We start from the raw sequence: 16,292 nt of genomic DNA, 5'->3' as shown, positions 1-16,292 counted from the left end.
TATTTAGACGCTGGTTGATATCAAAAAAGCGCGCTCAAATGGAGTCATTCGTCTCAACGGAGAACTCCATGGAACTCATGCTTGCCGACTCGCTTGCCACCTCGCATCCGTCGTCGTTTCGTCTGTCGCCACATCCGCACCATCACCGGATCATTCACGTGAGCGCCGAGCGCGACGCGCTCGAACAGTTCCTGGAAGACGTCCGCGAGATCGATATCCAGAATCTCGAGTATGTGCCGTTCATGCGCTACCACCTGACCGACCTGCTGATCAAGCGGCTCGGCAACGCGTTCGCGCGCACCCTGGTCGACCTCGTCAAGGACCGCAACCATGGCGGTTTCACGATCGGTCTTCAGGGACTGTCGCAAGATAGTTCGGACTACGTCAAGTTTGGCACGGCCATCGGCCATCTCCTCGGGCCGAGCAATCACGACTCCATGTCGGGCACCTATTACGCGCGCTTCGTGGTCGGGCATACCGACGACAGCGACTCGTACCTGCGCCAGGCCTATCGTCTGTTCACGATGCACACCGACGGCACGTTCGTCACCGAAGCCACCGACTGGCTGCTGATGATGAAGTTCGCCGAGCAGAACGCGATCGGTGGCGAGTCGCGTTTCCTGCACCTCGATGACTGGGACGAGTGCGAGCGCTTCGTGAACCACAAGCTCGCGACACGGCCGTTCCTTTACAAAGCGCCCGGCTCCAAGAACGTGAGCGAGCGGGTCGAGCGCCCGGTATTTTTCCAGAGCGAATTCGGTTTGTCGCTGTCGTTCATCGACCAGTTCGTGCAGCCTGCGAACCGGGAAGAGGCCGCTTATCTGCATGACCTTTCGGCATCGATGGAAGCTTCGCGGGGCACGAAGGAAGTCGTCCTGCCGGCAGGGGACCTGGTTGTCCTGAACAACTATTTCTATGTCCACGGCCGCGCGCCGTTCGAAAAGAACGAGGCGCTCTTTCGCGAACTGATGCGACAGCGGGGCACGTTCGCGCAGTGATGCAGCGTGCGCCGGGTCCGGCAGGACGCTTGCCCGGCCGGACCGGGCGTCGAGCCGTTTGAAGTGTTCTTTTGAAGCGTTCTTTTGAAGCGTTTGAAGAAGCAGATTGTGGAGAGACAGATGGAAGATCACCTCGGCGCCGCGGACGTCCAGCCGCTTCCGCGTGCCGCGCAGAAGAGCCAGGCCGCGTATGGCGTGAAGCACGACGTTCCGGCGCGGCTTCGCAAGATCCTTTCATTGGCCGACTTCGAGGCGGCGGCGCGGGGGTTTCTGCCGCGCCCGCTGTACGGCTACATTTCCGGCGCCGCCGAGGACGAGCTGTCGCTCGCCGCGAACCGCAGCGCATTCGAGCGCCTGAAATTCCGGCCGAAGGTGCTGGTGGACGTCGCGCGCCGGTCGCAGGCCGCCACGATCTTCGGCCGCACCTACGCGTCGCCGTTCGGAATTGCACCGGTTGGCATCAGCGCGATTTCCGCATATCGCGGCGATATCGCGCTGGCCCAGGCCGCGCAGGGCGAGCAGATTCCCGCGATCATGAGCGGCACCTCGCTGATCCCGATGGAGACCGCCCATGCCGCCGCGCCGGGCACCTGGTTCCAGGCCTATCTCCCCGGCGACGCCGCGCGCCGCGACGCGCTGATCGAGCGCGTCCAGGCCGCGGGCTTCGCGACGCTCGTCGTCACGGTCGACATCCCTGTGTGGGCGAACCGCGAGAACAACGTTCGCACCGGATTTTCGCTGCCGCTGCGTCCGTCGCTGCGTCTCGCGATGGACGGCCTCGCGCGGCCCCGGTGGCTCTGCGGCACGTTCCTGCGGACCTTGATCCAGCATGGCATGCCTCACTTCGAAAACTCGTTCGCGACGCGCGGCGCGCCAATGCTGTCCGCGTCGGCGATTCGCGACACCACGGGCCGCGATCATCTGTCATGGGAGGACATCGCCCGGATCCGCGCGCGCTGGAGCGGCAACCTCGTGATCAAGGGCATCCTGCACGCCGACGACGCGCGACGCGCGGCGTCCATCGGCGCGGACGGCATCATCGTCTCGAACCATGGCGGACGTCAGCTCGATGGCGCGGTCGAGCCCTTGCAGGTGCTGCCGGAGATTTGCGAGGCCGTCGGCGACGATCTGGCCGTGATGATGGACAGCGGAGTCCGGCGTGGCGCGGATGTGCTGAAGGCGCTCGCGCTTGGCGCGCGGTTCGTGTTCGTCGGGCGCCCGTTCATGTATGCGGCGGCGGTGGGCGGCGAGGCGGGCGTGCGGCACGCGATTGGGCTCCTGCGCGACGAGGTGGACAGGAACATGGCGATGCTGGGGGCGCGTTCAGTCGAGGAGGTTACGAGCGACGTGCTTGCGTGAGGATGTTGCTGGCAAGCGGAATTCGTGGGACTGTGGCATCCAGTAAACCCCGTGGACCGTGTCCCAACAAAGCAATTGATTGTCCCAGATAAGCAAGCGGGAAAGGTAGCCGCCCCAGATACTTGTCGTCATGAATCGAAGCCGGACGCGCTGCTCAAGACCGCGCTCCGGCCTCGTCGACGACCGCTCCTGCTCGAGCCAGCAGCAGCCATTTCCTCTGGAGACGCATCATGAATTTCCTCGACGGCCATCTGTTCCCCGAGAACCAGCAACCCCTGATCATTACGGCCGCGCCTTATGCGCCGGGCTGGTTGCCCAGCGACTTTCCGGAGGACATTCCGGTCACGATGGAGGAACAGATCCAGAAGGCGGTGGACTGCTACAACGCGGGCGCGACGGTGCTGCACCTGCACGTGCGCGAACTGGACGGCAAGGGCAGCAAGCGTCTGTCGAAGTTCAATGAACTGATCGCCGGAGTGCGCAAGGCGGTGCCGGAAATGATCATCCAGGTGGGCGGCTCGATCTCGTTCGCCCCCGAAAACGAAGGGCAGGCCGCCAAGTGGCTCTCCGACGACACCCGCCACATGCTGGCCGAGCTCGATCCGGCGCCCGACCAGGTCACGGTGACGGTCAACACCTCGCAGATGAACGTCACCGATCAGGCCGAGGACGCCGACTTCCGGGGCACTTCGCGCGAGAACCCGACGCTCTTCAACGCCTACAAGGAAATGACGGTTCCCGCGCAGCCGGGCTGGGTGGAGGAGCATGTGCGCCGCCTGAGCGCGAGCGGCATCCAGAGCGCGTTCCAGTGCTACAACCTCAACAGCTTCGAGTCGGTGGAGCGGCTGATGCGCCGCGGCTTCTACAAAGGGCCGCTGGTGATGAACTGGGTGGCCATCGCGGGCGGCATGGATACGCCGAACGTCTACAGCCTCGCCAACTTTATCCGCGCAGTGCCCGATGGCGCGGTGGTGACGGTGGAGAGCAACGTGCGCAACGTGTTGCCGGTCAACATGATGGGCATCGCGATGGGCCTGCACGTGCGCTGCGGCACGGAAGACTGCCTGTGGAACCAGTCGCGCACCGAGAAGCAGAGCACCGTGAAGCAGATCGAACAGCTCGTGCGCATCTCGCGCGAGTTCGGCCGTCCCATTGCCACCGCAAAAGAGGCGCGCGAGATCAGCAAGATCGGCGTGTTCTACGACACGGTGGAGGAATCGCTGCACGAAAACGGCTTTGCGCCTAACCGCAACGGCGGCAACCAGGGCTTCCTGCGCAAGACCGCCTGATCGCCGCGGTGCGGGTTTGGCAGAGCCAGTCAATCGGCCGGTGCGTTCCGGCTGGCCGATTGATTATCCGATTGCTTGTCTGCCGGGTTATCCGCTTGAAGGTCCGCTTGCTTGCGCCACTGCGAGACGCTGCAGCCGAACGCGGCGCGGAACCAGTGGCTGAAACTGCTGTGTGCGGAAAAGCCCAGCAGCACCGCGACCTCGCCGACCGGCAGGTCACTCTCGAGCAAGTGGCGCACCGCCAGTTCCTCGCGCATCTGGTTGAGCATCGCCGAGAACGTCAGCCCTTCGTCGCCGAGGTGGCGGTGCAGCGTGCGGCGGTCCACGTGCAGATGCCGCGCCACCAGTTGCGCCGTGCATCGTCCGCCCGGGAGCAACGCCAGGATCATTTCCCGGCAGGCTTCGCGCATGCCCTCGCCACGGCGCCGCAGCGCCGTTTCCAGATAGTCTCGAGCGAAGTGCGCGGCTCCCGGGTCCTCGCGCATGCGCGGCATCGACAGGTCGGCCGCCGCGCATACGAGACCGTTGAACGGCTGATTGAACTGAGGATTGCGGCCGAAGAAGACCCGGTAGGGCGTCATGTCGGCCGGCGGGCGATGTGTGAAGCAAACCTGCTGAGGACGCCACTGCGGGCCGATCAGTTCGCGCAGAATGCGCAGTTTCACGGCCACCGCGAGCTCCATTGCCTGGCGCGTGGAGAGTCCGGGTCTCGGCAGCAGCGCTTCGCGGATCACCACGGACTGGCCGGCCTCTTCGATGCGCGTGACCAGCGCGGCGCTCAGCAGCTTTTCGTAGCGGCACAAGGTATCGAGCGCCTGCCGCGGGGTGGGCTCGTCCTTGAGCACGAGCCAGATCGGGCCGAGGTTGGAGAGCGAGCGCCGCGCCGCGAGCCGCAGCGCGAAATCCTCGACGCCGGTCTCGCGTGCGGCGACCTCCAGCAGTTCGCGCACGGCGTGGCTGGGGATCAGCGCCTCGGGGTTGTCGAGCACGCGCGCCGAGATGCCCGCTGCGCGCAGGAACGCATACGGATCGCGCCCGAGCGACTCCACCAGTTCGATGTAGCCGTTCAGGCTGGCGCTGCGTATCAGCTTGTCGACGTGTTGCATGAAGGGGATCCGCGTGGCGGGGTGCCACGCGAAAGGCTATCAGAACGGCCGGTCGCCCATGATGGTCGCGCGTTCCATCCGGCGCGGCGCAGGCCAGTAGTCGCTCACCGCGTAGTGCTGTGTTGCGATGTTGTCCCAGATCGCGACGCTGCCCGGTTCCCATTTGAAGCGCACCTGGTACTCGGGAATGGCCGCCTGGCTGATCAGGTAGTTCAGCAGCAGGCTCGCGCCCGGCGTCTTGTCCTGCCCGAAACGCACGTTCCCGGGCGTATGGTAATTAATAAAGTGAGTCGAGAACGGGCCCACATAAAGGATTTTTTCGTCCGTTTCCGGGTGCGTGCGCACCACTGGGTGATCGACCAGCGGGTACTTGCGCACCAGCTCTTCGCGCTCCTCGGCGGTCATGACCGCGCCGAACGAATGCTCGATCCCGTGCTTGGCGCGCAAGCTTTCGATCTTTGCCTTGATGTCGTTGGGCAGATTCTTGTACGCCTCCACCATATTCACCCAGATGGTGTCGCCGCCCACTTCCGGGCACGAAATGCAGCGCAGCACCGCGCCCTTGGGCGGCTTGGCCCGCCACGACGCATCGCTGTGGTAGGTGTTCTCGAAGTGGTCCCGCTTCTCGCTCTTGTAGATCTCGATCAGGCCCGGGTAGCCCGGCACCGTGTTGGCAACCGGATGGTCTTCCAGATCGCCGAAGCGGCTCGCGAACGCGACATGGTCGGCGCGCGTAATGTCCTGGTCGCGGAAAAACAGCACCCGGTGCTTCAACAGCAATGCCTTGATGTCGGCAAACAGGGCATCGTCTTTCGCCACGTCGGCGATACTCACATCCCGGAGTTCGGCGCCAATCGAACAGGTGAGGGGTTTGATCTGCATGGTGACGTCTCCGTAGACATGGATATTGAAATTGGGCTCGCATCTGCTTGCGATTGTGGGCGCGATGCCAATGGCGCGCTTGACCGAACGCGCCACAATTTGACAAACGCGCACACCGCGTGGGCGTCGCGCACAGCCCGGCCATGCTGGCGGGCCAGGCGCGTAAGATGTCGCGCTGGAATCCGCATGAGAAAGCCCGAAATCCAGCCATGGACCTGAACCTGATCGGCCTGTTCGTCGAAATCGTGGAAGCGCGCAGCCTCAGCGCCGCGGCGCGAAAGCTCGGCATGACGCGTGCGAACGTGAGCCAGCGGCTGAAATTGCTGGAGCGCGAAACCGGCGCCCAACTGCTGCGCCGCTCGACGCGCAGCTTTGAACTGACGCAGGCGGGAAGCACGTTGTACGACAGCGGCCGGCGCATCGTGGAAGAACTGGGCACGGCCCGCGCGTCGATCGACAGCCTCGGCAAGACGCTGCGCGGCCGGGTGCGTATCAGCGTGCCAACCGGCTTCGGCAGGCTGTTCGCCGGCGCGAAGCTGCTCGAATTCGCGCGTGCGAACTCGGGCATTGCGCTGACGGTCACGTTCAACAACTGGATCGAGGACCTGATTGCGGCAGAAGTGGATGTCGCGCTCAGGATTACCTCGACGCCGCCGCTCGATTGCGTCGCGCGCAAGATCTGCTCGTTTGAATGGAGCCTGTGCGCGTCGGCCGATTATCTGCGCGAGCAGGGTCCGATCGAGTGCCCGGCCGACCTCGAACAGCACGCGCTCATCTGCGCGCCCTATGGCGGCCGGCGCGTGCCGATCGAACTCCTGCACCGCGAGAATGCCGCGGACACCCACACGATTACCGTCCCGCCCGCGCTGGAATCAACCGATTATCCGTTCCTTGCGGAGGCGGTGCGCGAGGGCATGGGGATCGGCGTGCTGCCGGACTATGTGATCCACCTGCAGGCGAACCGGGATTTGCTGCCGGTTCTGCAGTCCTATCGCGTCGTGGGTCGGCAAAGCACGCTGTACATCGTCACGTTGCCCAACCGCTATCCGTCGCCCGCGACGCAAGCGCTGATCGACTTCCTGCACGACCAGATTCTCGAGCTTGCCCAAAGCTGGAAATGACCAGTGGGGCCGGTGCCGCGTCCTTGTCCTCCGTGGCGTCTCGCTGTCGATTCTCTCGCTGTCAATTCTCTGTTAACAGTCCGTCAATCGGCACTGTGATTGTCAAGCTATAACCGTCGCTCGACAATGTGCTGAAAGATCGATCAGTACATGGAGACGAGACGATGCGCCGCGTATTCAGAAACGCTGCTTCGTAGTCGCGGCGGCCGCCGCCGCCGAGCGTGGGCTGTGCTCACTCCGCCTGATTTGCCCATTTCAATTTTTACTCAGGATTCCTGCTCATGCGCGAAGCCGTCATTGTCTCCACTGCACGCACGCCGCTGACCAAGGCGCACCGCGGCGAATTCAACATCACGCCCGGCCCGGCGCTCGCGTCGTTCGCCGTGCGCGCCGCCGTGGAGCGCTCCGGCATCGATCCGGAATCGATCGAGGACGCCGTCCTCGGCTGCGGCTATCCCGAAGGCATCACCGGCCGCAACGTCGCGCGTCAGGCCGTGGTGCGGGCCGGCTTGCCGCTTTCGATTGCCGGCACGACCGTCAACCGCTTTTGCGCATCGGGTCTGCAGGCGGTGGCGATTGCCGCGGGCCGCATCGTCGTCGATGGCGCGCCGGCCATGATCGCGGGCGGCGTCGAAAGCATCTCGGGCATCCGCCGCGACCTGCATCGCGCGAGCGACCTGGACCCGTGGCTCGTCGAGCACAAGCCGGCGCTCTACATGGAAATGATCGACACCGCCGATATCGTCGCGCAGCGCTATGGGATCAGCCGGGAAGCGCAGGACCGCTTTTCGGTGGCGAGCCAGCACAAGACCGAAGCCGCACAACGCGCGGGCCGCTTTGCGGAGGAGATCGTGCCGGTCATCACGACGATGGCCGTCACGGACAAGCAAACCGGCGAAGTGAGCCAGCGCGAGGTGACGATCGATGTCGATACCTGCAATCGCCGGGGCACGACGTACGATGCGCTCGCGAAGCTGGCGCCCGTCAAGGGGCCGGAGAAGTTCGTCACGGCGGGCAATGCATCGCAGCTTTCGGACGGTGCTTCGGCATGCGTCATGATGGAAGCGAAGGAAGCCGAGCGCCGCAACGTCGCGCCGCTCGGCGCGTTCCGCGGCCTCGCGATGGCCGGCTGCGAGCCCGACGAGATGGGCATTGGCCCCGTGTTCGCGGTGCCCAAGCTGCTCGCGCGCCATGGCCTCGCGATGGACGACATCGGCCTCTGGGAAATCAACGAGGCTTTCGCCTCGCAGGCGATCTACTGCCAGCAGCGCCTGGGCATTCCGGACGAACGCTTGAACGTGAACGGTGGAGCGATTGCCGTCGGTCATCCGTTCGGTATGACTGGCGCGCGTCTCGCGGGGCATGTGCTGCTCGAAGGACGTCGCCGGGGCGTGAAGTACGCGGTCGTCACGATGTGCATCTCCGGCGGAATGGGCGCCGCGGCCCTGTTCGAAATCTACTGAAAGACGCTCGCACGGTGCGCGCTGCTGCTGCCCTGAACCCTGACTCTCCGGACTTGCCATGTCGAATCTGAATTCATCGCTGCCGCTTGCGGGCGTGCGCGTTCTCGATCTTTCCCGCGTGCTGGCGGGTCCCTGGTGCGCGACGGTGCTGGGCGATCTCGGTGCCGAAGTCATCAAGATCGAACATCCGCGTCGCGGCGACGACACGCGCGACTGGGGGCTGCGGGTCGGTTCGACCCAGACGTCCTATTTCAACAGCGCGAACCGCAACAAGCGCTCGGTGACGGTCGACTTGCAGACGACCGAAGGCCAGCAGATCGTGCGCGATCTCGCGCGCCAAAGCGACGTCGTGATCCAGAACTTCAAGTTCGGCGGCGTGGAAAAGATGGGGCTCGGCTATGAGCAGCTGAAACAGGTGCGCGAGGACCTGATCTACTGCTCGATCTCCGGCTACGACCGCACGGGCCCGGAAGCCACGCGGCCCGGCTACGACCTCGTGGTGCAGGGCGAGGCCGGACTGATGGCGCTGAACGGCGAAGCCAGCCAGCCGCCGCTGAAGTTCGGCGTGGCGGCGGTCGATCTCTTCACCGGCATGTACTCGGCCCAGGCCATCCTCGCGGCGCTGTTCGAGCGCCAGCGCACCGGCAAGGGGCGCCACATCGAGATGGCGCTGTTCGATTGCGGCCTGATGATTACCTCGTACTACGGCCTCGAAGCGCTGATGAAGGGCGAAGACCCGCTGCGCGTCGGCAACGCCCATCCGTCTATCGTGCCGTATGGCGTGTTCGAGGCGGAAGACGGGCCGCTCGTCATCACGGTCGGCAATAACGGGCAGTACGAGCGCTTCTGCCGCGAGGTGATCGAGCGCCCCGATCTCGTCGACGACGAGCGCTTCAGGACCAATCTCGGCCGGGCCGAGCACCGCGCGGCACTGCTGCCGGAAATCGATCGCGAACTGGGCCGGCGCAAGCGCCAGGATTTGCTGGAGCGCCTGAGAGGGGCCGGCATTCCGTGCGGCGAAGTGCTGGGCGTGCATGAGGCGCTGACGTCGAAGCGGGCGACCGACGCCGGGCTCGTGGCGACGCACGACCACCCGGAGGGCGGCCGCGCGAGCGTGCTGGCGCCGCCGTATCGCCTCGACGGCGCGCGTCCTCCGGTGCGGCGCGCGCCGCCGCAGCTCGGCGAAGGCACGGCAGACGTGCTGCATGCGCTGCTCGGGATCTCCGATGAGCGGATCGGGCAATTGAAGGCCGCTGGTGTGGTTTGACGAAGCGAGCCAAAGACCAAAAAGAAAGGAGCGCTAATGAAGATGCAGGACATGGAGGCCGGGCAGAAGATCGCCGCTGCCGGACGAGCAAAGCAGCCGCTGTATCCGTGGGTCGTGTTTGCGCTGACCCTGGGCCTGGTGATGTCCGACTACATGTCGAGGCAGGTGCTCACGGCCGTGTTCCCGCTGATCAAGGCGGCGTGGCAGTTGTCGGACACGCAGCTCGGCTCGCTCAACAGCGTGGTGGCGCTGCTGGTGGGCACGCTCACGCTGCCGCTTTCACTGCTGGCCGCGCGCTGGGGGCATGTCAAGAGCATCTTCATCATGGCGGCCCTGTGGAGCCTCGCCACGCTGGGCTGCGCCGTCTCCACGAACTATGGCGAAATGCTCGCTGCGCGCGCGCTGGTCGGCATCGGCGAGGCGGCTTACGGTGCGGTGGCGCCCGCGCTCCTCTTGAGCGTCTTTCCCGTCTCCATGCGCGCCGTTCTCTTCGCGGCCTTCACGGCGGGCGCGTCGTTCGGCTCGGTGCTGGGGCTCGCGTGCGGTGGCGCGATCGCGGCCCATCTGGGATGGCCGTGGTCGTTTGCCTCGATGGGGATCTTCGGCATGGTGCTGGTGATCGTGTTCCGCGCCGTCGTGACCGAAGGGCGGGTATCGCGCTACCAGTCGGGGAACCCAGGTGGCGCACCGGCGGCATTGGGCGCGCGGGCGACGTTGCGCAGCCTGATCGGCGGCATTGCATCGTCACGCTCGCTCGTTTGCGCGTATCTAGGCAGCGGCTTGCAGTTGTTCTGCACGGCGTCGCTATGGGCGTGGATGCCGAGCTATCTGAACCGCTACTACGGGATGGCAACGGGCCGGGCCGCGCTGACGGCAGCCGGGTTCGTGATGCTCTCGGGCGTCGGCATGATCGCATGCGGCCTGATCGCCGACCGGATCAGCAAAACGCGGCCGGCGCGCAAGTGGGACGCGGCGTTCCTCTATTGCCTCACGGTGTTCGCGCTGCTCGCAATTGCGTTCCGTCTCGCGCCGGGCGCACTGCAACTCGTGCTGATCGGCGTGGCGATGTTCATCACGTCGGGAACCAATGGCCCGGGTGGCGCCATGGTGGCGAATCTCACGCCGCGCGCCATTCACGCATCGGCTTTCGCGCTGCTGGCAATCACCTACAACCTGCTCGGCACCGCGCCGGGGCCGTACTTCACCGGCTTCTTCGCGGACCGCATCGGCTTGCATGGCGCCTTGCAGTACATGCCGTTCGTCAGCGTGATTTCGGCCACGGCATTTTTCATCGGCAAACGCAGCTATGCGCGCGATCTCGCGCGTGTCGATGCGCATTGAAATCTGCGCCGAACCGCGCAAGACCATCGGATCGGCGGTGCTGCTGCCGTAACGCGGCGCGCGCTCAGGCTGGCTCGTCGCCTGGGCGCGCGAGCGATGCGCTGACGAACGCGCGCACGGCGGGGGAGAGTTCCCGCCGCCGGCTCGCCAGCGCGAGGTGAACGGGATGTTCGAAATCGGCAATGGGCTTGTAGCAGAGGCCCGGCTGCGTGAAATGGGACATCGATTCGGGCACCACGGCGACGCCATAGCCGGCCGACGCGAGGCTGAGCCCGGAGATGAAGTCGCGCACGCGATAGTCGAGAAAAGCCGAGAAACCGCCGGCGGCGCCCAATGCGGACAGCACCTCGCCGAATCCTTCGTCCTCGTCGAATTGAGGCGAAATGAAGCTCTGGTCCTTCAGGTCGCGCGCCATCAGCTTGCGGCGCGTCGCCAGCGGGTGCGTGTCGGCCATCGCAACCATGAGGCGCTCGGTATGGACGATCGTGGCCACGATGCCGGGCGGATATTGGCGCCTCGGCCGCGCGATGCCGATATCGATTTCGCCGCCATCGAGCGCTTCGAACTGGCGCGGCGTTTCCATGGGCACGACGTCGACGCGCACGTTCGGATGCGATAGACGGAAGTCGCGCAGCATCGCGGAGAGCGCGCCGCTGGACACGCCCGACGCCACGTAGCCGATCCGCACGATGCCGGCCAGGCCGCGGGCCGCCAGTCGGCCGATCTGATCGGCGCGTTCGATATGCCGTAAGGCCGCCACGGCTTCGGCATGGAACAGCCGCCCGGCATCGGTGAGCGTGACGGGCTGGCGCTTGTTGCGGTTCAGCAGGCGCACGCCGAGGTCTTGCTCAAGACGCTGAATCTGGGCGCTCAGCGCCGATTGCGCGATGTCGAGGCGATCCGCCGCGCGCGCGAAATGCAATTCCTCGACCACGGCGGTGAAGTATCTGAGCTGGCGAGCGTCGATCATTTAATCGGGAAAGGTGTTTAAAGGTCTGTAACCGCTATCCCGATGCTATCAAAAATTCGCTGGCCTGACGCAGGCAACCTCTTTTACACCGTGCAGTTTACTTATCCAGAAAATAAACTACACTGATGAGTCTACTTTGCGGAAACACTCCATGGCATCGATCCCTGATTTCCTTGGCCGAACCTTCGGACTCGCTGCGGCGCGGCGCTCGCGCGTCGTCTCGGACGGCTCGCCGCAGCACGACGGCACGCGCTTTCGCAACGTGCGCCCGCGTCCGCAGGAAGGCTTTGCGAAGACGCTTCGCATCGCGTGGAACGTGTTGTTCAGGAAGCCGCGGGGCACGGGGCCGGCTGGCGTGCTGCCCGTCGACGCGCTGAGCCGGGCGGATCTCGATGCCGCGCCCGAGCGCAGCCTGTACCGGCTCGGCCATTCGACGCTGCTTTTGAAGTTGCGCGGCGAATACTGGCTCACCGACCCGGTGTTCGGCGAGCGCGCCTCGCCGTTCAAGCGCATGGGCCCGAAGCGCTTCCACGCGCCGCCCATTGCGCTTGCCGATTTGCCGCCGCTGCGCGGCGTGATTCTTTCGCACGATCATTACGACCACCTCGACCGCGAGACCGTGCTCGCGCTGGACGCTCGCACGGGCCTGTTTCTCACGCCGCTGGGCGTGGGCGAGCGGCTGATCGAGTGGGGTATCGACGCGGCCAAGGTGCGCCAACTCGACTGGTGGCAAAGCGCGGAAGTGATGGGCATCACATTCACGGCCACGCCCGCGCAGCACTTCTCCGGGCGCAGCCTGTTCGACGGCGATAGCACGCTATGGGCCTCGTGGGTGATCGCCGATGCCGATCTGCGGGTGTTCTTCAGCGGCGATACGGGTTACTTCGACGGCTTTCGCGAGATTGGCGAGCGCCTCGGGCCGTTCGACGTCACGCTGATCGAGACCGGCGCTTACGATGCGCAGTGGCCCCATGTGCATATGCAGCCCGAGGAAACGGTGCAGGCGCACCTCGACTTGCGCGGCCGCTGGCTCGTGCCGATCCACAACGGCACCTTCGATCTGGCGATGCATCACTGGCAGGAGCCTTTCGAGCGCGTGACGGGCCTGTCGCTCGCGCGCGGCGTGGCGCTGGCCACGCCGCGCATGGGCGAGCGGCTCGATCTCGTGGAGCCGCGGCGCGGCGAGCGCTGGTGGAGAGAAGCGGCGAGCGAGGCGCAGGCAACGGGCGCGCGCGCGCGTGGGTGGCGGTTGTGCAGGGAAGAGAGCGGGGCGGGGTCGTGAGGGGGCTATGCGGGGCGCGCAAGTTTTCTCCCGCGAGAAACAACGCCGCCGGCAAACGCCGGCGGCTTCATAAACACGACCTGGCAGACAGGTGGCCGAAAACGCTTCCCTACGCTCTGATCCCCGGCGACCTTGCCGGCGCGGTCGGCAGCGGATTCTGCGGCGCCACAGCAGGCGCCGGCACTCGCTGCGCCGGCTCCACGATCACCACAGGGTCCGGCATGGCCCACAACGGCACCGCAAAAACCACGTTCCGTGGCGCCGGCATCGCGAATCCATCAGCGAAGGCGGCATGCTGGAGCACCATCATTTGCTGTTGCATGGCCATCATTTGCTGCTGCATCGCCACCATTTGCGCTTGGGCGGCCTGCATCTGCCGCAGCGCGGCGGCGGACGGCGCGCCGCCCGTGCTCGTCTGCATTTCGTAGCTGGCGCTCCCGCCGGGGCTGCGCCAGCTCCACGTACTGACCTTCATCGGGCCCATGGCCGTCTGGACGACGTGGGTTTCGGCCTTCACCGGCACCGCCTGGCCGTTGACGTTGACGAACATCGGCCGCGCGGCGTGCTGCCCGTCCATCGACGCGCCCCCCTCGCCGGCCTGAGCAAGCATCGGGGCGAGCGCCAGCGCTCCCAACGCCAAATACGAACGTAATCGCATTTTCGTACCTCCTTCGATCGATAGTGCTCGAATCAACACGAAAGACTCATGCAACTCCCCAAGGGAGTCGCCGAAAACTATGCGGACGCAGTCTTAAACGGGCATTAAACCGCCGGTTCCGCGAGCGCGCACTCGACCTGCGTCGCGCATCCTGACGAATTTCCACCAGAGGCTTTCAAAAGACAAAAGGCTTTGCTAATATCCCGGCCGATATGTAATGAGAATGAGTCGCATTTGTGTTTCGGAATATTCCGGCGCAGAAGGCTCTCCAACTCTGGCCGATATGAACAACCAACGAACCACGCGCCGTACGGGACGCAGGCTCCACCGCCCAGTGCGGATTGCCGCCTGGCTGACGTTTGCCGCCGCGGCCCAGTCCGCTTTCGCCCAATCCGCCGCGGACGGGGGCGCCGCCGGGCGGCCGCATGCCGCAAGCGGCGCGAACGTCGCGATACCTGATGGGGCCGCCCCACGCGTCGCGACACCCGATGGGGCAGCCGCAGGCGCCGCGCCGTCCATCACCGAACAGTCGCTGCCTGCCGTGAAGGTGAGCGCCGCCGCCGTGGCCGACTCGCCGCTGCATCTGGACACGCCGGTGTCGAATGGCGCGCTCGGCACGCGCTCGCAGCTCGATACCCCGTTCTCGACCACGGTGGTCACGGGCGAAGATCTCGCCGACCGCCAGGCGAACAAGCTCGGCGACGTGTTCGCTGGCGATGCATCGGTCACCGACAACAGCAATGCCTATAGTGCGTGGGCCACCTACATCACGATTCGCGGCCTGCCGATCGACTGGCAGAACGGCTTTCGCATCGACGGCAATCCGTTCATTTCGTACGGCATCACCATGCCCTACGAGAATCTCGAGCGCGTCGAGCTGCTCAAGGGGCTCGGCGGTTTCATGTACGGCTTTGCGCAGCCGGGCGGCATGGTCAATTACGTCACAAAGAGGCCGGGCCAGGACCCGGTCACGAGCTTCGACCTCGGCTATCGCATGGACGGCGTGCTTACCCAGCACGTCGATTTGAGCCGCCGCTTCGGCCCCGACGGCAGGTTCGGCGCGCGCATCAACTACACGCACGAAGCGGGCAAGACTTACAACGCAGGCGACATCAACCGCAACTCGCTGGCGCTCGCTCTTGACGGGCAGCTCACGCGCGACCTGCAGGTCTATTTCAACGCGATCTATCAGCAAAGCCGTTCGAGCGGCCAGACGCCGGCCATCTACACGGGCAGCTACACGGCTTCGAGCCTGCCCGCGACCGTCAGCGGCGGCACCAACTGGCTCGCGGGAACTGACCAGCATCTGAACACCAACCTGCAGCTCTACACGGCCGGCATCAAATACCAGATCGCACCCGACTGGACCTTCAATACCTCGGCGAGCTATAGCAAGTCGGCGCGGGACCGCAACGAAAGCACGCTCACGCTGCTCGACCAGGCGGGCAACTACACCGATAGCCGCTGGAACGGCGACGAAGGCCACCAGGACATCTACTGGCAGGGCGCGTTCGAAGGCAACGTGAAGACCGGGCCGCTCACGCATCATCTGGTGTTGGGCGCGGCGCTCCAGCATCAGACCAACGACTATGGCACAGCGGCGGGCACGGTCATCCGGACGCTCGGCGAGGGCAATCTCTACGAGCCCAATCCGTTCCGCTATTACTCGGGCAGCGGCCTGCAAAGATACCGCGCCAGCGAGATCAATCAGAAGTCGCTGTTCGTAAGCGACACCGTCGATCTGACCCGCAGCTGGTCGCTGCTCGCGGGCGTGCGCTACACGAATTACGATCAGGAGTCCTTCGCCGAATCGGGTGCGACGACTGCATCGTATGGGCAGAACGGCGTGATTACGCCGACCTTCGCGCTCATGTACAAGCTTGAACCGCAAACCACGCTCTACGCGAGCTATGTGGAATCGCTGGAGCCTGGGCAAGTTGTTTCGGATATCTATGCAAATGGCGGATCGGTGCTGAAGCCGCTGCGCTCGCGCCAGTACGAGATGGGCATCAAGAGCGAGCATGCGCGCTGGAGCGCGAACGCGGCGTTGTTCCGCATCGAGCGCGGCGCGAGTTACGCGAACGCCCAGAACGTGCTCACGCAGGACGGCAATTCGATCTACGAGGGCATCGAGGCGGGCGGCAGCGTGCGTCTCGGTCGTAGCTGGGAGGTGGCGGGCGATCTCATGCTGCTCGACACGTGGTATGCGAAGGGGCAGCAGTACAACGGCAATCGCGTGGCCGGCGCACCGCAGTTCGTCGCGGCGGCGCGCGTGAGCTACGACGTGCCATTCGTGCCGGGCCTGCGCCTGGGCGCCGACGCCAAGTACACGGGCAACACGGAAGTGCGTCCGGCCGGCAACCTGGAGACGGGCGGCTACATGATCGTGGACGTTGGGGCGAACTATATGACGCGCATCGGCGGCCACGACGTGACGCTGCGCGCGGCCATCGACAACCTCACGAACCGGCGGTACTGGATGTTCCAGTACGACAACTACATTGCGCCGGGCGACCCGCGCACGGTGAGCCTGAACGCGAAGATCGATTTTTGAGC

Annotated in this window: 13 protein-coding genes; 9 read left to right on the top strand and 4 right to left on the bottom strand. The window is 65.1% G+C overall.

Going from position 1 to position 16,292, the window contains the following annotated elements; translation table 11 throughout:
* Window positions 1–68 precede the first annotated feature (68 nt).
* The 3 genes from glaH (at window position 69) to P5W98_RS30500 (ending at window position 3,646) form a co-directional block, all read left to right on the top strand.
* A complete protein-coding gene (gene glaH / locus P5W98_RS30510) occupies window positions 69–998 on the top strand; it encodes a glutarate dioxygenase GlaH (protein WP_421028179.1) in 930 nt (309 codons plus the stop codon).
* A 120-nt stretch (window positions 999–1,118) separates the two neighbouring features.
* Entirely contained in the window at window positions 1,119–2,357 is a 1,239-nt protein-coding gene (locus P5W98_RS30505) for an alpha-hydroxy acid oxidase (RefSeq protein ID WP_421028178.1), read from the top strand.
* A gap of 230 nt (window positions 2,358–2,587) precedes the next feature.
* Entirely contained in the window at window positions 2,588–3,646 is a 1,059-nt protein-coding gene (locus P5W98_RS30500; RefSeq protein WP_421028177.1) for a 3-keto-5-aminohexanoate cleavage protein, read from the top strand.
* A gap of 29 nt (window positions 3,647–3,675) precedes the next feature.
* Here the strand turns inward: P5W98_RS30500 and P5W98_RS30495 are convergent, their stop codons facing one another.
* Both P5W98_RS30495 and P5W98_RS30490 read right to left on the bottom strand, forming a co-directional pair.
* Window positions 3,676–4,752 carry an AraC family transcriptional regulator gene (locus P5W98_RS30495; RefSeq protein WP_421028176.1) on the bottom strand — a complete coding sequence of 359 codons (1,077 nt, stop codon included), beginning with the start codon at window positions 4,750–4,752 and terminating at the stop codon, window positions 3,676–3,678.
* A 39-nt stretch (window positions 4,753–4,791) separates the two neighbouring features.
* Window positions 4,792–5,634 (bottom strand): TauD/TfdA dioxygenase family protein, encoded by an 843-nt coding sequence (locus P5W98_RS30490; RefSeq protein WP_421028175.1) that lies wholly within the window; start codon window positions 5,632–5,634, stop codon window positions 4,792–4,794.
* Between the two features lie 209 nt (window positions 5,635–5,843).
* Between P5W98_RS30490 and P5W98_RS30485 the strand changes: the two genes are divergently transcribed.
* The 4 genes from P5W98_RS30485 (at window position 5,844) to P5W98_RS30470 (ending at window position 10,826) form a co-directional block, all read left to right on the top strand.
* A complete protein-coding gene (locus tag P5W98_RS30485; RefSeq protein WP_421028174.1) occupies window positions 5,844–6,755 on the top strand; it encodes a LysR family transcriptional regulator in 912 nt (303 codons plus the stop codon).
* A 281-nt stretch (window positions 6,756–7,036) separates the two neighbouring features.
* On the top strand, window positions 7,037–8,218 hold the full coding sequence (locus tag P5W98_RS30480) for an acetyl-CoA C-acyltransferase (protein ID WP_421028173.1): 1,182 nt from the start codon (window positions 7,037–7,039) through the stop codon (window positions 8,216–8,218).
* A 58-nt stretch (window positions 8,219–8,276) separates the two neighbouring features.
* Window positions 8,277–9,485: a CaiB/BaiF CoA transferase family protein gene (locus P5W98_RS30475; RefSeq protein ID WP_421028172.1), complete on the top strand. Its 1,209-nt coding sequence runs from the start codon at window positions 8,277–8,279 to the stop codon at window positions 9,483–9,485.
* Between the two features lie 36 nt (window positions 9,486–9,521).
* Entirely contained in the window at window positions 9,522–10,826 is a 1,305-nt protein-coding gene (locus P5W98_RS30470; protein WP_421028171.1) for an MFS transporter, read from the top strand.
* A 64-nt stretch (window positions 10,827–10,890) separates the two neighbouring features.
* Here P5W98_RS30470 and P5W98_RS30465 read toward each other — a convergent pair whose 3' ends face one another.
* Window positions 10,891–11,796: a LysR family transcriptional regulator gene (locus tag P5W98_RS30465; RefSeq protein ID WP_421028170.1), complete on the bottom strand. Its 906-nt coding sequence runs from the start codon at window positions 11,794–11,796 to the stop codon at window positions 10,891–10,893.
* Window positions 11,797–11,947: 151 nt separating this feature from the next.
* Here P5W98_RS30465 and P5W98_RS30460 point away from each other — a divergent pair, with 151 nt between their 5' ends.
* Window positions 11,948–13,078 carry an MBL fold metallo-hydrolase gene (locus P5W98_RS30460; protein ID WP_421028169.1) on the top strand — a complete coding sequence of 377 codons (1,131 nt, stop codon included), beginning with the start codon at window positions 11,948–11,950 and terminating at the stop codon, window positions 13,076–13,078.
* A 109-nt stretch (window positions 13,079–13,187) separates the two neighbouring features.
* Here the strand turns inward: P5W98_RS30460 and P5W98_RS30455 are convergent, their stop codons facing one another.
* Complete coding sequence (locus tag P5W98_RS30455) at window positions 13,188–13,736, bottom strand: hypothetical protein (RefSeq protein ID WP_421028168.1); 549 nt, start codon at window positions 13,734–13,736, stop codon at window positions 13,188–13,190.
* Between the two features lie 283 nt (window positions 13,737–14,019).
* On the opposite strand from P5W98_RS30455, the gene P5W98_RS30450 reads away from it, so the two are divergent.
* A complete protein-coding gene (locus P5W98_RS30450) occupies window positions 14,020–16,290 on the top strand; it encodes a TonB-dependent siderophore receptor (protein WP_421028167.1) in 2,271 nt (756 codons plus the stop codon).
* Window positions 16,291–16,292 lie beyond the last annotated feature (2 nt).

The sequence above is a fragment of the Paraburkholderia sp. A1BS-2L genome, assembly GCF_051125205.1.
Taxonomy (GTDB): domain Bacteria; phylum Pseudomonadota; class Gammaproteobacteria; order Burkholderiales; family Burkholderiaceae; genus Paraburkholderia.
This window is presented reverse-complemented; position numbering and strand designations above follow the sequence as displayed.